This is a genomic window from Streptomyces sp. SID5643 (genome assembly GCF_009872555.1).
Classification (GTDB): domain Bacteria; phylum Actinomycetota; class Actinomycetes; order Streptomycetales; family Streptomycetaceae; genus Streptomyces; species Streptomyces iakyrus.
The window spans coordinates 71,400-88,384 of the sequence record NZ_WWIC01000051.1 but is presented as its reverse complement, the minus strand read 5'-3'; the positions used below and the strand labels follow the sequence as shown (position 1 = coordinate 88,384).

General features: G+C 72.0%; 12 protein-coding genes. 8 read left to right on the top strand and 4 right to left on the bottom strand.

The features are described 5' to 3' along the window. Positions 1–151: 151 nt before the first annotated feature. The gene (locus GTY56_RS05855; protein ID WP_161363152.1) at positions 152–1,720 is read right to left on the bottom strand and encodes a CocE/NonD family hydrolase; all 1,569 of its coding nucleotides are present in this window, start codon (positions 1,718–1,720) and stop codon (positions 152–154) included. Positions 1,721–1,836: 116 nt separating this feature from the next. Continuing rightward, on the bottom strand, positions 1,837–2,598 hold the full coding sequence (locus tag GTY56_RS05850; protein WP_161363151.1) for a hypothetical protein: 762 nt from the start codon (positions 2,596–2,598) through the stop codon (positions 1,837–1,839). Positions 2,599–2,702: 104 nt separating this feature from the next. Between GTY56_RS05850 and ggt the strand changes: the two genes are divergently transcribed. Then, the gene (gene ggt, locus GTY56_RS05845) at positions 2,703–4,505 is read left to right on the top strand and encodes a gamma-glutamyltransferase (RefSeq protein ID WP_161363149.1); all 1,803 of its coding nucleotides are present in this window, start codon (positions 2,703–2,705) and stop codon (positions 4,503–4,505) included. 48 nt (positions 4,506–4,553) lie between these two features. Here ggt and GTY56_RS05840 read toward each other — a convergent pair whose 3' ends face one another. Together GTY56_RS05840 and map are read right to left on the bottom strand one after the other, a co-directional pair. Beyond that, the gene (locus GTY56_RS05840) at positions 4,554–7,091 is read right to left on the bottom strand and encodes an ATP-dependent Clp protease ATP-binding subunit (protein ID WP_161363148.1); all 2,538 of its coding nucleotides are present in this window, start codon (positions 7,089–7,091) and stop codon (positions 4,554–4,556) included. Positions 7,092–7,270: 179 nt separating this feature from the next. After that, positions 7,271–8,038, bottom strand: a complete 768-nt coding sequence (gene map, locus GTY56_RS05835; RefSeq protein ID WP_161363146.1) for a type I methionyl aminopeptidase — start codon at positions 8,036–8,038, stop codon at positions 7,271–7,273. 32 nt (positions 8,039–8,070) lie between these two features. On the opposite strand from map, the gene GTY56_RS05830 reads away from it, so the two are divergent. From GTY56_RS05830 to hydA, 7 genes are all read left to right on the top strand, one after another. Continuing rightward, the gene (locus GTY56_RS05830) at positions 8,071–8,322 is read left to right on the top strand and encodes a helix-turn-helix domain-containing protein (protein ID WP_161363143.1); all 252 of its coding nucleotides are present in this window, start codon (positions 8,071–8,073) and stop codon (positions 8,320–8,322) included. A 98-nt stretch (positions 8,323–8,420) separates the two neighbouring features. Continuing rightward, entirely contained in the window at positions 8,421–10,574 is a 2,154-nt protein-coding gene (locus GTY56_RS05825) for a hypothetical protein (RefSeq protein WP_161363142.1), read from the top strand. A gap of 170 nt (positions 10,575–10,744) precedes the next feature. After that, entirely contained in the window at positions 10,745–11,587 is an 843-nt protein-coding gene (locus GTY56_RS05820; RefSeq protein ID WP_161363140.1) for a nitrilase-related carbon-nitrogen hydrolase, read from the top strand. After that, positions 11,584–12,870, top strand: a complete 1,287-nt coding sequence (locus GTY56_RS05815; protein ID WP_161363137.1) for an aminotransferase class III-fold pyridoxal phosphate-dependent enzyme — start codon at positions 11,584–11,586, stop codon at positions 12,868–12,870. The genes GTY56_RS05820 and GTY56_RS05815 overlap by 4 nt, the downstream gene beginning before the upstream one ends. A 28-nt stretch (positions 12,871–12,898) precedes the next feature. Then, a complete protein-coding gene (locus tag GTY56_RS05810) occupies positions 12,899–14,497 on the top strand; it encodes a PucR family transcriptional regulator (RefSeq protein WP_161363135.1) in 1,599 nt (532 codons plus the stop codon). 155 nt (positions 14,498–14,652) lie between these two features. After that, entirely contained in the window at positions 14,653–15,495 is an 843-nt protein-coding gene (locus tag GTY56_RS05805) for a nitrilase-related carbon-nitrogen hydrolase (RefSeq protein ID WP_161363133.1), read from the top strand. Positions 15,496–15,571: 76 nt separating this feature from the next. Next, positions 15,572–16,975: a dihydropyrimidinase gene (gene hydA, locus GTY56_RS05800; protein WP_161363130.1), complete on the top strand. Its 1,404-nt coding sequence runs from the start codon at positions 15,572–15,574 to the stop codon at positions 16,973–16,975. The last annotated feature ends 10 nt before the right edge of the window (positions 16,976–16,985 follow it).

Here is a 16,985-nt window from a genome sequence, read left to right as displayed (position 1 = left end):
GGGACTTCGCCGAAGACCGCCGATCCCGCCAGGGGTGAGCAGACCGCCCGCCCGGTCCGCGGGGCACTTCCCACCGGGTACGGCCCCCACGGCCGAAGGCCACGGGGGCGGCGGTTCACATCGGCCAGGCCCGTCCGGCGGCAGCCGGAGATCACTGCTCGCGCAGCGGAACCGACACGTACGACGGGTCGTTCGCCGGTGAGGAGAAGGTCAGCTGCGCGCCGGACGGGTTGTGCTCGATGTAGAGCGGGTCGACCGTGTCGACGACCAGGGCGAGGCGATGCCCGGCCGGGACGTCATAGGCCGTGGAGTACAGCTCCAGGTCGACGCCGAACGGCTTTCCGGGGGTGCGCCCGTGGAAGGTGTACGGCGCGTGGGTGACCAGCTTGCCGAGGCCGAGCGGCCCCACGTCGTACAGGTAGGCGACGAGGGTGCCGCTCTCCTTGGTGGGGGTGAGGGTCGTGTGCAACTTCGTCGTCCCGCGCACCTGTTGGGCCGAGGCCGCCTTCTCCGACTGCCACACGGCGGCCCAGCGGCGGGGGAGCAGCGGGATCGAGGCCATGGGCGGCAGCTGGGCCACCTGGTCGAGGATGCTGGACAGGAAGACGACACCGCCGTCCGCCCCCGAGTTCACGTTCGCGCGGATCGTCTTCGAGCCGCCGAGAGCGATCTTGCGGTTCGTTACGCCCGCCGACTTCCAGTCCGGGTAGCCCTCGTAGCCGCCCGTGGAGCGGGACTTGAGCTGGACGGGCTGCTCGCGGTCGATGCCGTTGTCCTCGCCCCTCAGGTAGTGGTCGAACCAGCGCTCGGTGTCCTTCCACACGTCGTTGGGCAGACCGAACAGGCCGGTCAGTTCGGCCGTCGCATGGTCGCCGGGCCGCATCTCCAGCCGCTTCGGGCCGGTCAGCTTCTCGTAGAAGTCTGCGTACTGGTTGGGCGGGAAGACGCTGTCGCCCCAGGCGTTGGCGAGCATGATCGCGGCGCCGTTCTCGTTGATCCGGTCGACGTACATCGCGGCGGAACGTTTCTTCCCCCAGGCGATGAGTTCCGGCTCCTTCGCCAGGTTGGAGCTGTAGAAGTCGTCGAAGATCTGCCGGAGTTCGGCGCCCTGGCGGCCCGTCACCACGCTCGCGCCGTCCAGCAGGGCGGCGGCCTGGAGGTGCTGGGTGCGCCCGGCGTAGATCGAGTCGATCAGGTCGGCCCAGCCGCTGAGCGAGGCGACCGCCCGGACCCGCTTGTCGTGCGCGGCGGTGAGCAGGCTGATGCCCGCGCCGTAGGAGACGCCCGCCATGCCGATGTGCCCGGCGTCGGCGGGGGTGTGGGCGAGCGCCCAGTCGATGACCTTCGACGCGTCGGCTATGTCGGGTGGGCCCGCCACTTCTATCTCGCCGCCCGACTGCCAGAAGCCGCGCACGTTGTACGTGACCACGACGTACCCGGAGTCGGCGAGCTTCTGCGCCTGGGCCAGGTACTCGACCTGGGGCAGGCCCCAGCTCGTGGGCATGACGAGCAGCGGGTAGCGGTCGGCGCCGCGGGCGCCGGCCGGGGTCACGACGTTGGCCTTGAGGACGGTGCCGCCGTCGCCGGCGATGTCGACGAAGCGGACGGGGTTCGGCGCCGCCTGGGCGGTGGGGGCGAATCCGAGGGCGGTGCCGGCGACCAGGGTCGCCGAGACGGCGCCTACGGCGGTGGTGCGCAGGGCCTTGCGGTGGGGTCCCACGGGTCACTCCTCACTCGTGTCAGTGCAAAGTGACCGAACGGTAACCTCGACCTCTTACCAGGGGTAACCCGTTGGTAAGTTACGTGCCAGTAACGATTATTGAGCGGTGGAGGACTTCAGGAGGCGCGGTGTGTAGTGCGTGGAGCCGTCGCCGCGGCGGGCAGCGCGGTCTGCGCCGCCCGCGTCACGTCCTCCACCAGCTCGACGACGTCCGGGCCGTACGCCTGCGAGTTGATCACCTTGAGCAGCAGGACGAAGGAGTTGTTGGCGTACGTGCGGGTCAGTCGCTCGTGGTTGCGGGCGAGGTAGCGGGTGGCGGCCTGGTTGGTGATGGCCCGCTGGCCGCAGAAGAGGAACACCGGACGGGCGTCGCGGCGGTCGCCGACGGTGAGGCGGGCCAGCAGCACGTACTCCGTGATGCCCGGGTCCATGCGGTAGCGCTCGCCGCCGATCTGGAAGGCGCCCCGGTCCGGCCCCGGTTCGGCGTCGATGTTGACGCGCACCCCGGGCAGCATGGCCGACATGTGCGCCATCATGCGGCGGTTCGACCCCGGGCCGCCCACGCAGAACTCGGTGCGCTCCCCGAAGCCCTGATGCGCCGCGTCCTGGGTGACGACATGGAGGTGCGCGCCGCAGTCCTTGATCAGCGCGGAGAGCTCCAGGAGCGCGTACACGTCGAAGCGGTGGACCGCCGGTTCGCTCGCGGCCGGATCGCGGTTGACGACGAGCAGGGACTCGGAGTTCTCGGGCAGCCCGAAGAAGGCCTGCTTGCGCCGGAGTTTGCGCCTCCACAGGAACGTACGGGCGAGCCAGCCCAGCGTCGCGCTGATGCCCGCCGCGACCACACCCAGAACGATGTTGCGCACGTCGTCATTCATGGGCGCGCATGGTAGCGGGCCCGACGCACCGGTGTTCGACGCTTGCCTGACGCGGCCATGGCGATGAATTAAGCTGCGCGGACGGCCTTTGACTGGAGGTGCGGATGCGTCGCCCTGTCGCACGGAATCTGACGGTCCTGGCGGTTTCGGCCGCCGTGGTGGTGTCGGTGGGAGCGGCGGCGCCGCCACCCGCCGCTCCGGGCACCGGCGGTGGGAAGACCCCGCTGGCCGTCGGCTACGGGGGCGCAGTCTCCAGCGTCGACCCCGATGCTTCCGCCGCCGGGATCGAGGTCCTGAGGAAGGGCGGCAACGCCGTCGACGCGGCCGTCGCCACGGCCGCCGCGCTCGGCGTCACCGAGCCCTACTCCGCCGGCATCGGCGGGGGCGGCTACTTCGTGTACTACGACGCCAAGTCCCGCACGGTACGCACCATCGACGGCCGCGAGACCGCCCCGCTCACCGCCGACAAGAACCTGTTCACCGAGAACGGCAAGCCCCTGGCCTTCGCCGACGCCGTCAGCAGCGGCCTGAGCGTCGGCACCCCGGGCACGCCCGCCACCTGGCAGACGGCTCTCGACCGGTGGGGCAGCAAGCGGCTCGGGAGTGTCCTGAAACCGGCCGAGCGGCTGGCGCGTGACGGTTTCACCGTCGACGAGACCTTCCGCTCGCAGACGGCGTCCAACGAGACCCGCTTCCGCTACTTCCCGGACACCGCCGAACTGTTCCTCCCGGGTGGCGAACTCCCTGTCGTCGGCTCCACCTTCAAGAACCCCGACCTCGCCCGTACGTACGCGGAGCTGGGGCGCGAGGGTGTCGATGCGCTCTACCGCGGCCGGCTCGGACGGGACATCGTCGACACGGTCAACAAGCCGCCGGTGGACCCCGCCTCCGGCTGGAACGCCCGGCCCGGCGACCTGTCCGCCAAGGACCTGGCCGCCTACCGCACCAAGGCCCAGGCGCCCACCCGGACCTCCTACCGCGGCCTCGGCGTCTACTCCATGGCGCCGTCCTCCTCCGGAGGCACGACGGTCGGTGAGGCGCTCAACATCCTGGAGCGGACGGACCTGTCGAAGGCGAGCGAGGCCCGCTATCTGCACCGCTTCATCGAGGCCAGCCGGATCGCGTTCGCGGACCGGGGGCGGTGGGTCGGTGACCCGGCGTTCGAGGACGTGCCGACGAAGGAACTGCTCTCGCAGCGGTTCGCCGACTCGCGCGCGTGCCTCATCAAGGACGACGCCGTGCTCTCCAGCCCGGTGCCGCCGGGTGATCCGCGTCATCCTGAGCGGTGCGGCTCCGGTGGCAAGGCCGCGCCGACGACCTACGAGGGCGACAGCACCACACACCTGACGGTGGCCGACAAGTGGGGCAACGTCGTCGCCTACACCCTCACCATCGAGCAGACCGGCGGCAGCGGGATCACCGTGCCGGGGCGGGGGTTCATCCTCAACAACGAGCTGACGGACTTCTCCTTCACCCCGGCGAACCCGGCCGTGCACGATCCGAACCTGCCGGGGCCGGGCAAGCGGCCGCGGTCGTCGATGTCGCCGACGATCGTGCTGGACCGGCACCACCAGCCCGTGGTGGCGCTCGGGTCACCGGGCGGCGCGACGATCATCACGACCGTGCTTCAGACGCTCACCGGGTTCGTCGACCGGGGGCTGCCGCTGGTCGACGCGATCGCGGCGCCCCGGGCCAGTCAGCGCAACGCCGCACAGACCGAGCTGGAGCCCGGCTTCGACAGTGGTGTCAGGCAGCAGCTGGAGGCGATCGGGCACTCCTTCAAGGCGAACCCGGAGATCGGTGCGGCCACGGGTGTTCAGCGGCTGCCGGGCGGGAAGTGGCTGGCAGCCGCTGAGACCGTGCGGCGGGGTGGGGGATCGGCGATGGTGGTACGGCCTGTGCGTTGAATGCCGGGTGCGGGGGTGTGGGGGCTGAGCGCGCGGTTCCCCGCGCGCTCAGGGCGAGGGCGCAGCCGCCTCTTCGGTCTCGAAGGCCAAGGTGCCGTCCTGCACATCGACCGTCACTCGGCCGTTCTTGGAGACCCTGCCGTCCAGCAACAGGCGTGACAGCTCGTTGTCCACCTCCCGCTGGATGGTGCGGCGGAGCGGGCGGGCGCCGTACTCCGGCTGGTAGCCGCGTTCGGCCAGCCACTCCACCGCGCGGTCGGTGAAGGTCACCGTGACGCCCTTGTCCTGTACGAGGGAACGGGTGCGGTCCAGCAGGAGGTTGGTGATCCGGCGCAGCTGCTCCGTCGTGAGCTGGCGGAAGACCACGATCTCGTCGATGCGGTTGAGGAACTCGGGGCGGAAGTGCTCGCGCAGGGGCCGCAGGATCTGTTCGCGGCGGGCCTCCTCGTCCGCGTCGGCGCCGCCCGCGGCGAAGCCCGTCGTGGCGCCCCGGCGGGTGATCGCCTCGGATCCGAGGTTGCTCGTCATCACGATGACCGTGTTGCTGAAGTCCACCGTGCGGCCCTGGGAGTCGGTCAGCCGGCCGTCGTCGAGGACCTGGAGCAGGATGTTGAAGACGTCCGGGTGGGCCTTCTCCACCTCGTCCAGCAGCAGCAGTGAGTAGGGGTGGCGGCGCACGACCTCGGTGAGCTGGCCCGCCTCCTCGTGGCCCACGTAGCCGGGCGGGGCGCCGATCAGCCTGCTGACGGTGTGGCGCTCCTGGTACTCGCTCATGTCGAGCCGGACCATGCGGTCCTCGCTGCCGAACAGCGCCTCGGCGAGCGCCCGGGCCAGTTCGGTCTTGCCGACGCCCGTCGGGCCGAGGAACAGGAAGCTGCCGATCGGGCGGTCGGGGGCGGCCAGCCCGGCGCGGGAGCGCAGCACCGCGTCCGAGACGACCCGCACGGCCTCGTCCTGGCCGACCACCCGCTGGTGCAGATGCTCCTCCAGGCCCAGCAGACGGTCCTTCTCCTCCTGGGTGAGGCTGCTGACCGGGATGCCCGTCTGCCGGGACACCACCTCGGCGATCGACTCGGACCCGACGACCAGGTCCTGGCCTTCGTCGACCTCGCCGTCACCGCCGGCCTCGGTGATCCGCTGCTTCAGGTCCACGATCCGGTCGCGCAACTGGGTGGCCTGCTCGTACTGCTCGTCGGCGACGGCCTGGTCCTTGTCCCGGGTCAGCTGCTCCAGCTCCCGTTCCATGGACCGGACGTCCGTGCCCTTGGTCCGGGCCCGCAGCCGCACCCGGGCACCGGCCTGGTCGATGAGGTCGATGGCCTTGTCGGGCAGGCGGCGGTCGGTGAGGTAGCGGTCGGACAGCTCCACGGCCGCGACCAGGGCCCCGTCGGTGTAGCGGACCTGGTGGTGGGCCTCGTAGCGGTCCTGGAGGCCGCGCAGGATCTCGATGGCGTCCGCGGCGGTGGGCTCCGGCACCATGATCGGCTGGAAGCGGCGGGCCAGCGCCGCGTCCTTCTCGATACGGCGGTACTCCTCCAGCGTGGTGGCGCCGACGATGTGCAGCTCACCCCGGGCGAGGGCCGGCTTGAGGATGTTGCCGGCGTCCATCGAGCTGCCGTCGCCGCCGCCGGAACCGGCGCCCACGACCGTGTGCAGCTCGTCGATGAAGATGATCAACTGGTCGGAGTGGGCGCGGATCTCACCCACGATGTTGTTCATCCGCTCCTCGAAGTCACCCCGGTAGCGGGTGCCCGCGACCACACCCGTGAGGTCCAGGGCGACCACGCGGCGTCCGATCAGCACGTCGGGCACGTCCGCTTCGGAGATGCGCTGCGCGAGCCCCTCCACGATGGCCGTCTTGCCGACTCCCGCGTCACCGATCAGCACCGGGTTGTTCTTGCCGCGCCGGGAGAGGACCTCGACGGTCTGCTCGATCTCCTGGTCCCGGCCGATCACCGGGTCGATCCGGCCCTGCCGGGCCAGCTCGGTGAGGTCCCGCCCGTACTTGTCGAGGGTCGGCGTGTTCGTCGGGCGCGGACGCTCGGACGGGGGGACCTCCGGCGCCTCGGGCGGTTCGGAGGGCGCGAAGCGGGCCGCGTTGAGGATGTGCCCGGCGGCCGAGTCGGGGTTCGAGGCCAGGGCGCTCAGCACGTGCTCCGGGCCGATGTAGCCGTAGCCGCGGGCCCGGGCCATGTCGTGCGCGTCCAGCAGGGCGCGCTTGGCGGCCGGGGTGAGGGAGAGCGCGGTCGGGGGCGGGGCGTCGTCCGGCGTGTGCTGGGCCGGGCCAGAGCGGTCGTCGATCTGCGACGCCAGTGAGTCCGGGTTCGCACCGGCCTTGCTGAGCAGGGTGCGTGTGGGTTCGGTGGCGAGCGCCGCCCGCAGCAGGTGCTGCGTGTCGAGGTCCCGGCTGCCGTGCTCGGCGGCGTACTGGGCGGCGCCGCGGACGAGCTCCCGGGCCGGCTGGCTGAGCAGCCGCCCGAGATCGATCTGCCGGGGACCGGGACGCGGTCCGCCGAAGAAGCGTGCGAGGAATTCTCCGAAGGGATCCGAGCCGTAGCCCTCCGGGCTGGTGAAGCCGCTGCTCATGGGCCTTCCGTTCCCGGCGTCCCCGGCGCGCGGGCGGGGGACGCCCTCGCTGGTCGACGTGCCGGGGTCGGGTAACCCGGGTGGCAGCCGGTTACACCTGGGGCGCGCTCGTAGAACACCTTCGCACGATCGTCGGCTAGGGGCACCTTTGGGATGTATCCGGGTAATCCCGGCGCAGGTCAGCGTGCGGTCAGGATCCTCGGCCCCGAGTCAGTGATCGCCACCGTGTGCTCGGCGTGGGCGGCCCGGGAACCGTCGTTCGTCTTCAGGGTCCAGCCGTCGGGGGCCGCGTGGAAGTCGTCCCTGCCGCCCGCGACGACCATGGGCTCGATGGCCAGCACCATGCCGTGCCGCAGCCGCATGCCGCGCCCGGGGCGGCCCTCGTTCGGCACCCCGGGGTCCTCGTGCATGCGGCGGCCGATGCCGTGGCCGCCGAAGCCGTCCGGGATGCCGTAACCGGCGCCCCGGCACACCGTGCCGATCGCGTGGGCGATGTCGCCGATGCGGTTGCCGACGACGGCCGCCTCGATCCCGGCCGCGAGGGCCTGCTCGGCGGTCTCGATCAGGCGGAGGTCCGCCGCGCGCGGGGTGCCCACGACGAAGCTGAGCGCGGAGTCGCCCACCCAGCCGCCCAGTTCGGCGCCGAAGTCGATCGAGACGAGGTCGCCGTCGCGCAGGCGGTAGCGGGTCGGGATGCCGTGCACGATCGCGTCGTTGACCGAGACGCAGAGGACGGCGGGGAAGGGGGTCGGTGCGAAGGACGGGTGATACCCCAGGAAGGGTGAGGTCGCGCCCGCCTTGCGCAGCACGCCGTGCGCCACCTCGTCCAGTTCCAGCAAGGACACGCCCACGGCGGCCGCCTGCCGGGCAGCCGTCAGGGCCCGGGCCACGACCTGGCCCGCCTCGTACATCGCGTCGATAGAAGTGTCTGTCTTCAGCTCCACCATGCCAATTACTATACCGGTATTAGAATGGGGTCATGGTGCGCACCCCTCTCACCCCCGAAGAGCGCGAACGCGGCGAGCGGCTCGGCAGGCTGCTGCGTGAGGCGCGTGGCGACCGGAGCATGACGCAGATCGCGGCGAGCGCCGGCATCTCCGCGGAGACCCTCCGGAAGATCGAGACCGGCCGGGCCCCGACTCCGGCCTTCTTCACGGTGGCCGCGCTGGCCGGCGTGCTCGGACTGTCCATGGACGAACTGGCCGGACAGTGCGTGCCCGTACCCTTCTGAGGCTCCTGCGCCGCGCGTGAAAACTCCCCGTAGCACGCCCGTAACACGACTGGTGTTGCCTACGGATCGGAGTGCTCCGGTCTCACGGGAGTTGAGCGATGGCGGCGGATCAACTCCCGGCAGAAGTCGGGGAGTTCGCGACCTACCTGGACGGTCTGCTGGCGCGCCTTGACCCCTCCGGCGGCTGGTGCGCGGTGTTCTGGCAGCGCGACCCGGAGGGCATGCGGGCCTGCCTCGACGGGCGCGAGATGCCGCCCTGGGACGTGGTCGAGGCCCTGCTGCGGGATCTTGCCGGGCAGTACGGCCCCGGGGGCGCCGGCCCGGAGACGGACCGGGCCCGCGCCCTGCACGCCGCGGCGCTCGCCGCGTACGACGGCCGGCCCGGGGGCCGCGCCGCCCTCGGCGATCGCCTCGACGTCATGCTTCGCGAACAGAAGTACGCCGCCGAACGCCAGGCCGCCCTGGCCCGCCACCTGACCTCGGCCGCCACCCGCGAGCAGGCGGACGCCCTGCGCGTCGACCTGGCCTGGGCGCGGGATGACCACGAACGGGCCGTCGCGCGCTGCGCGGAACTCCGGGCGCGGATGGCCCACCTGGACCGACGGGACCGGGAGTTCCTCCCGAGGGCGTGGGAGGACGCCGCCGGGCCGTCCACGACTGGTGGTGGTTACGAGCCCGGGGGCCGGCGGGCGGGGACCGGCGCTCCCGGCCGGCAGGGCGCCGGAGGCCTGGAAGCCGGGCGGCGCACCCCGACGAGCCGGCCCGCCCAGGGGGAAGCCGCCGGGGTCGACGCGCTGCCGGCCCGTGCCCGGGCGGGAGCCGGCGCCGAGAGTAGGTATGACGCCGGAGGCCGGGAGGATCGGCGGAGCGCCCGGCAGTACCTCCCGGGCCGGCCCGCCTCCGGGGAAGCCGCCGGGGCCGACGTCTTCCCTGCCCTTGACCCGGCCGGGGCCGACGCCGCCGGCCACTACGACGCCGTAGAGCGAGAGGCTCGCCGGCAGGCCCGGCCGTACCCCGCGAGCCGGCCTGCCCCGGGGGGAGCGGCCAGGGCCGCCGGATCCGAGGCTGTCCTCGCCTCTGACCCGGCCGTGGCCGATGTCGCCGGTCAGTACGACGCCGGAGGCCATGAACGGCGGTCGGCCCCGCAGTGGCTCCCGGGCCGGCCCGCCTCCGGGGAAGCTGCCGGGGCCGACGCGCTCCCCGCCCGGGACCCGGCCGGGGCCGACACGGTCGGCCGCTACGACGCCGTGGGCCAGGCGGCCCGGGGGTACGCCCCGCAGCATCCCGCGAGCCGGACCACCCACGGGGGAGCCGCCGCACCCGGTACGTCCGGCCGTGTGACCGCCGGGGGCGCAGACCCGGCCGCGACCGCCCCCGGCGCGTTCGGCACCCCGGCCGCGGGCTCCACCCCCGTAGCGTCCGGACCCCCACCCACCGGCTCCACTCCCCTGGCTTCCGAACCCCGACCCACCGACCCCACCCCGGCCGCCCCCCGGCCCCCCACCGCCAAACAGCGCAAACGACGTCGCGGCAGTGCTCGTTTCGCCGGGATGGCGGACGAGGGTGGCGCAGCCGTAGTCGTGCCGCCGGCAGCCGTCGTGCCGGAGCTGCCCGCGCCCGCCCCCACGGCCCCCGGCCGGACCCCACGCGGCGCCCGCTTCGCCGGGGCCGCCGAGGAGGCGGTGGTGGGACAGGCGGTACCGGAGGCGGACCGGCCCGGGGCCGTGGAGCCGGCCGAGGTCGGGCGGACCGTCGACCTGCTGGCCCGGCTGCGGAGCGAAGGGCGCAGCGGGGAGGCACACGCGCTGCTGACCGAGATCGCCGCGTGGGAGCCCGCCCGGTTTCCGCTGCTCGCGGAGCGGCTGCACCGCGCCGGCCTGGACGCCGACTGGCAGACCCTGCTGTGGGAGGCCGCCTCGCTGCCCGCCGGGCGACTGGTCGCAGCCGCCGACGCCCTGGTCGCCGCCGGGCGGGCGGGGGACGGGCAGCAGATGCTGCGGCAGGGCGTCGCACGGCCGCCCGGCGAGGTCGGGGACGCCGTCCTCGGCCTGGCCGCCGAGGGGCGCCATCGCGAGGTGCGCGTGCTGCTCGACGCGTACGTGAGGGCCCGGACCCCCGAGGAAGCCGCCCGCAGCGCCGCACCCGACCCGCAGCGCCTCGTGCCGCTCCTCCTGGAGGCCGCCCGGGGGGTGTCGGACGAGCGCAGCTGGGATCTCGTGCACGCCCTGCGAGTCGCCGGATTCCCCGCCTGACCGGCGACGTCGCACCCGGGGCGACTCACCCACAGGAGTGCGAATCGCGCAATGCCCCGCGGGTTGGCGACGATGGTCTTGGCAACCCCGTGCCAGAGGCTTACGTTCGTGGCTCTACGGCCCGCTTCTACGGGCGTAGAGGCGCAGACGTCGCGTCGAAGGAGCAGCTCATGGCCAACGTCGTACGTGCCGCCCTGGTCCAGGCCACCTGGACCGGCGACACCGAGTCCATGGTGGCGAAACACGAGGAGCACGCCCGCGAGGCGGCCCGCCGGGGCGCGAAGATCATCGGTTTCCAGGAAGTCTTCAACAGCCCCTACTTCTGTCAGGTCGAGGAGCCGGAGCACTACCGCTGGGCCGAGCCCGTCCCCGACGGGCCGACCGTGCGGCGGATGCGGGCGCTCGCGCGCGAGACCGGCATGGTGATCGTCGCGCCGGTGTTCGAGGCGGAGCAGCCCGGCTTCTACTACAACACCGCGGCCGTGATCGACTCCGACGGCACCTATCTCGGCAAGTACCGCAAGCACCACATCCCCCAGCTCAAGGGCTTCCGCGAGAAGTTCTACTTCAAGCCCGGGAACCTCGGCTGGCCCGTCTTCGACACGGCGGTCGGCAAGGTCGGCGTCTACATCTGCTACGACCGCCACTTCCCGGAGGGCTGGCGCCAACTCGGCCTGGCCGGCGCCCAGCTGGTCTACAACCCCTCGGCCACCCACCGGAGCCTGTCCTCCCACCTGTGGCGCCTTGAGCAGCCCGCGGCCGCCGTCGCCAACGGGTACTACATCGCCGCGATCAACCGCGTCGGGCAGGAGGAGTACGGGGACAACGACTTCTACGGCACGAGCTACTTCGTCGACCCGCGCGGGCAGTTCGTGGGGGACGTCGCCAGCGACAGCCAGGAGGAACTCGTGATCCGGGACATCGACCTCGACCTCATCGAAGAAGTGCGGCAGACGTGGGCCTTCTACCGCGACCGCCGTCCCGACGCCTACGAAGGGCTGGTGCAGCCGTGACCAACGACCTCCTGGGCCGCCACCGGGCCGTGCTCCCGGACTGGCTCGCCCTCTACTACGAGGAGCCCCTGGAGATCACCCACGGCGAGGGCCGCCACGTCTGGGACGCGCAGGGCAACCGGTACCTCGACTTCTTCGGCGGCATCCTCACCACCATGACGGCGCACGCGCTGCCCGAGGTGACGAAGGCGGTGAGCGAGCAGGCCGGGCGGATCATCCACTCCTCCACCCTGTACCTCAACCGCCCGATGGTCGAACTCGCCGAGCGCATCGCCCAGTTGAGCGGCATTCCGGACGCCCGCGTCTTCTTCACCACCTCGGGCACCGAGGCCAACGACACCGCCCTGCTGCTGGCCACGGCGTACCGGCGCAGCAACACCATCCTCGCGATGCGCAACAGCTACCACGGCCGCTCCTTCAGCGCCGTCGGCATCACCGGCAACAGCGGCTGGTCCCCGACCTCGCTCTCCCCGCTCCAGACCCTGTACGTACACGGCGGCGTGCGCACCCGCGGCCCGTTCGCCTCCCTCAGCGACGACGCCTTCATCGCGGCCTGCGTCGACGACCTGAAGGACCTGCTCGGCCACACCCGCCCGCCGGCCGCGCTGATCGCCGAACCCGTCCAGGGTGTCGGCGGCTTCACAGCACCACCGGACGGGCTCTACGCCGCCTTCCGCGAGGTGCTGCACGAGCGCGGCATCCTGTGGATCGCCGACGAGGTGCAGACCGGCTGGGGCCGCACCGGCGAGCACTTCTGGGGCTGGCAGGCCCACGGCCGCAACGGGCCGCCCGACATCATGACCTTCGCCAAGGGCATCGGCAACGGCATGTCCATCGGCGGGGTCGTCGCCCGCTCCGAGATCATGAACTGCCTGGACTCCAACAGCATCTCCACCTTCGGCGGCACCCAGATCACCATGGCCGCGGGCCTCGCCAACCTCAACTACCTGCTGGAGCACGACCTCCAGGGCAACGCCCGGCGCGTCGGCGGTCTGCTCATCGAACGGCTGCGGGCCGTCGCCGCGCACGTCCCGGCCGTACGGGAGGTGCGCGGACGCGGGCTGATGATCGGCATCGAGATCACGAAACCGGGGACCGACGAGGCCGATCCGCAGACCGCGGCGGCCGTCCTGGAGGCGGCCCGCGAGGGCGGCCTGCTGATCGGCAAGGGCGGCGGGCACAACACCAGCTCGCTGCGCGTCGCCCCGCCGCTGTCCCTCAACGTCGCGGAGGCCGAGGAGGGCGCCGCGATCCTGGAGAACGCTCTGCGGAGCATCCCGTAGCAGTGCACCGATCAAGGGGCCCGCCATCATGACCATCACCCCGGATTCCCTGGAGCCCGCCCTGTCGGTCCGGCAGGTCCTCACCCTGGAACGGGTGCTCGCCGGGGAGCCCGAGGTGGTGGCCGGCGCGCGCCACCTCGACCGGCCGGTGCGCTGGGTGCATGTCGCCGAGGCCGCCGACGTCGGTGTGATGCTCAGCGGCGGCGAGATGGTCCTCACCACCGGTGTGCTGCTCGCCGGTGACGAGGACAAGCAGGCCGAGTACGTCCGGTCGCTGCACCGCGCGGAGGCCGCCGCCGTCGTCCTCGGACTCGGCCGCGCCTTCCCCGCGGCGCCGGACGTGATGCGCCGGGCGGCCGAGCGGTGCGGGCTGCCGATGGTCGTCCTGCACCGTCCCTTCCCCTTCGCCGAACTGACCGAGGAGGTCCAGTCGCGGCTCGTGCGGCGCAAGTTCGCAGCCGTCAGCCTCTCCGAGGCCGTCCGCACCGAACTCACCGCCCTCATCACCGCCGGCGCCCCGCTGCAACGCCTGCTCGACGAGGTGGCCCGGCACAGTGCCTGCCCGGTCGTCGTCACCAACCTCGCCCATCGCGTCCTCGGCACGGCGGGGGAGCGGTCCGCGGTCGACGACGTGCTGCGCGACTGGGAGCGCATCGCCCGGCAGGCGTGGGGGCACCACCCAGGCCGTTCAGGCACTGGGGGAGGCGTCGAGGGCGACGGCTGGATCCGGGCCGAACTGGGTGGGCGGGGGGAGCGGTGGGGACGGATCGTGCTGTGCGGCTACCGCGGCGACACCGCCACCGGACGGCTGCTGGCCGACCGCGCCGCCGAGGCTCTCGTCCTGCACCGCATGCTCGCCGGCGGCGCCGCGTGCTCCTGGGAGGAGCAGTCCGCGCAGAGCCTGCTGACCGACCTGGTCAGCGGCGTCGTACCGGCACGGCAACTGCTGCCCCGGGCCCGGGCGGCCGGGCTGCCGGTCAACCGGCGCACCTTCGTGCCGCTGGTCGTCCGCGACGGCGACCCCGCCCGGCTCGAACGGCTCCTGCGGCTGCTGGGCCTGCCCGGGCTGGTGGCCGAACTGGCCGACGGGGCGACCGCCGTGCTGCTGAGCCTGCCCCGGGACCAGGACGCGGGCGCCCTCGCCGCGCACTTCGCGACCCGGCTGCGGACCGAGACCGGTCCGGACCACACCGTCGTGGCCGCGGCCGAAGCCCGCGCCGCCTGGGACGACGTACCCACCGGACTGCGCGAGGCCCAGCACGTCGCGGACGCCGTGGCCGACTCCTCCGCGGTCCTCGACCTCCCGCCGGTCGTGCGCCTGAAGGACGTCCACCTGCGCGGCCTGATCCGGCTGCTGCGCGACGACCCGCACGTGCAGTCCTTCGCGGAGCGGGAGCTGGACGGGCTGCTGCGCGAGACCGACGAGGACCTGCTGTCGGTGCTGCGCACCTACCTCGCCACCGGCCGCAACAAGTCCCGCACCGCCCAGCTCCACCACGTCTCCCGGCCGGCCCTCTACCGCCGCCTGGAGGCGATACAGGTCCGCCTCGGGGTGGACCTCGACGACTTCGAGCAGGCCGCCTCGGTGCACATCGCTCTCCTCGCGCACGACGCGCAACAGCAGTGAAACACGCGACCACCTGGGAAAACGGCGGTGAAACATGGGACTCCGACAGAGTGACACGGTGGCACGCTGCACGCCCTCGGACGTGACACGCTGCAACTCAAAGGCGCCCTTCGCCCTCCCTAGGCTCACGGCACACCGAGCGACCGGAGGTCCCGATGAGCCGAGTGATCCGCGCCGCCGTCTTCCAGACCGCCTGGACGGGCGACAAGGAATCGATGATCCAGGTCCACGAGCAGGCGGCCCGCGACGCGGCCGCGCAGGGCGCTCAAGTCCTGTGCTTCCAGGAGCTGTTCTACGGCCCGTACTTCTGCCAGGTCCAGGACCCGGCCTTCTACGAGTACGCCGAGCAGATCCCCGAGGGCCCGATCGTGCGCCGCTTCCAGGCACTCGCCGAGGAACTCGGCATCGTCCTGGTGCTGCCGATGTACGAGGAGGAACAGCCCGGCATCCTCTACAACACCGCCGCCGTGATCGATGCCGACGGCTCCTACCTCGGCAAGTACCGCAAGACGCACATTCCGCAAGTGCGGGGCTTCTGGGAGAAGTTCTACTTCCGCCCGGGCAACAGCGGCTGGCCCGTCTTCGACACGAAGGTCGGGCGGGTCGGCGTGTACATCTGCTACGACCGCCACTTCCCCGAGGGCTGGCGCGCCCTGGGTCTCGCGGGCGCCGAGATCGTCTTCAACCCGTCGGCGACCTCCCGCGGCCTGTCCGGCTATCTCTGGCAACTGGAGCAGCCGGCGGCGGCCGTGGCCAACGAGTACTTCGTCGGCGCGATCAACCGGGTCGGTGTCGAGGAGTACGGCGACAACGACTTCTACGGCACCTCGTACTTCGTGGACCCGGAGGCCCAGTTCGTCGGCGAGGTGGCGAGCGACAAGGAGCCCGAACTGGTCGTCCGCGACCTGGACATGGCCAAACTCCGAGAAGTCCGCGACCGCTGGCAGTTCTACCGGGACCGCGCGCCGGGGGCGTACGGGCCACTGACAGCACCCTGAGAAACCCGGGGGCGCGGGGAACTGCGCGACCAGCCACAGCCAACCGTCACGTTCAAACGGCGAGGAGCGACAGAGCATGAGCACCCGAACCGTCATCCGCGGCGGCCTCGTCATCACCGCATCCGACGAGATCCACGCCGATGTCCTGATCGAGGACGGCCGCATCGCCGCCCTCGCCGCGTCCAGCACCCCGGCGGCGCGGGCCTTCACCGCAGACCGCACGATCGACGCCACCGGAAAATACGTCATCCCCGGCGGCGTCGACGCCCACACCCATATGGAGCTGCCCTTCGGCGGCACCTTCGCCTCCGACACCTTCGAGACCGGCACCCGGGCCGCCGCCTGGGGCGGCACGACGACGATCATCGACTTCGCCGTGCAGAGCGTCGGCCACAGCCTGCGCGAGGGACTCGACGCCTGGCACGCCAAGGCCGAGGGCAACTGCGCCGTCGACTACGGCTTCCACATGATCGTCTCCGACGTCAACGAGCACACCCTCAAGGAGATGGACCACCTGGTCGAGGAGGGCGTCACCTCCTTCAAGCAGTTCATGGCCTACCCGGGCGTCTTCTACAGCGACGACGGACAGATCCTGCGCGCCATGCAACGCTCCGCCGACAACGGCGGCCTGATCATGATGCACGCCGAGAACGGCATCGCGATCGACGTCCTGGTCGAGCAGGCACTCGCCCGGGGCGAGACCGACCCGCGCTACCACGGCGAGGTCCGCAAGGCCCTGCTGGAGGCCGAGGCCACCCACCGCGCCATCAAGCTCGCGCAGGTGGCCGGCGCGCCCCTGTACGTCGTGCACGTCTCGGCGACGGAGGCGGTCGCCGAGCTGGCCCGGGCCCGCGACGAGGGGCTGCCCGTCTTCGGCGAGACCTGCCCGCAGTACCTGTTCCTGTCCACCGACAACCTCGCCGAGCCGGACTTCGAGGGGGCCAAATACGTGTGCAGCACGCCGCTGAGGCCGAAGGAACACCAGGCCGCACTGTGGCGCGGCCTGCGCACGAACGACCTCCAGGTCGTCTCCACCGACCACTGCCCCTTCTGCTTCGTGGGCCAGAAGGAACTCGGCCGCGGCGACTTCTCCAAGATCCCCAACGGCCTGCCGGGCGTCGAGAACCGCATGGACCTGCTCCACCAGGCGGTCCTGGACGGCCACATCTCGCGCCGCCGCTGGATCGAGATCGCCTGCGCGTCCCCGGCCCGCATGTTCGGCCTGTACCCGAAGAAGGGCACCATCGCGCCGGGCGCCGACGCCGACGTCGTCATCTACGACCCGCACGCCGAGCAGGTCATGTCGGCCGAGACGCACCACATGAACGTCGACTACTCGGCGTACGAGGGCAGGCGCACCACCGGCCGGGTCGAGACGGTCCTCTCGCGAGGCGAACACGTCATCACCGAGCGGGAGTACACCGGACGCGCCGGGCACGGCGTGTTCACCCCGCGATCCACCTGTCAGTACCTCAACTAGGAGTGGCGCA